Source organism: Melaminivora alkalimesophila, assembly GCF_000282995.1.
GTDB lineage: Bacteria > Pseudomonadota > Gammaproteobacteria > Burkholderiales > Burkholderiaceae_C > Melaminivora > Melaminivora alkalimesophila.
In genome coordinates, this window is sequence record NZ_ALEE01000350.1 from 1 (window position 1) to 851 (window position 851).

Consider the following 851-nt stretch of genomic DNA (forward strand, 5'->3'; position numbering starts at 1 on the left):
CAAGGCGGATTCGGCGTCGAACTGGCGGAAATACAGTTCGTTGACGATCGCCAGCACGAAGACCTCGAAGGCCATCACGTGCACCTGCGGGCCGCGCGCGGTGAGGACCAGGTCTTCCCCTTCGGCGCGCGCCTCAATGAAGTCGCGCTGGAACTGGAAGATGCGCAGGAAGTCGATGAAGTCGCTCTTCATGAAGCGCAGGCCGCGCAGGTAATCCAGCTCGTCGCGCGCGAAGCGCAGCTGGCACAGCGCGTCCAGCTCGGCGTTCACCGCCGGCAACAGCTCGGCCAGGGGCCGCTCGGGGCGCCTGCGGCAGACGAAGCGGTACTCGGCCTGGGTCTGCGGGTGGCGGTGCAGCAGCGCCTGCCACATGGTGAACTTGTAGAGGTCGGTGTCGAGCAGGCTGGTGACGATCGGGGGCATGGGTGGCGTTGCTCCGTGGCTGGCCCCGGGCCGCTCAGGGCTGGAGCTGGTCGGTGGTGGCGAGCTGCACGCCCCGCGCGGCGGCGCCGGCCAGGAAGTCGGCGTGCTGGGCCTCGAAACCGGTCACGGGGCTCATGCAGTCGGTCAGCAGCACCATGCGCGAGGCTTCCCAGCCCGGCACGAGCCGCGGCAGGTAATCGAGCAGGTGCTCGGTGGTGGCGCGCACGCAGTGGCTGCTGGCCTCGCCGGCGATCAGCAGCCGGGCGGCGCGGCCGAGCTCGCCGAGCAGGCGGGTGTCGGGCGCGGTGGTGGGATCGGCCGGGTCGGGCACTTCGGCCTGGATGGCGCTGTAGTGTTCGGTCCAGGGGTTGGCGCCCTTGAACACGGTGCGGGCGGCGCGCTGGCGCCGCACCTGCCACTGGCGGCAG

The 851-nt window shown here is 70.9% G+C and carries 2 pseudogenes; both read right to left on the minus strand.

The window, feature by feature from the left end:
* A pseudogene (locus A612_RS06495) lies at positions 1–423 on the minus strand (nicotinate phosphoribosyltransferase); the annotation flags it as partial.
* 34 nt (positions 424–457) lie between these two features.
* Positions 458–851 (minus strand): annotated as a pseudogene (locus A612_RS06500) (cysteine hydrolase); the annotation flags it as partial.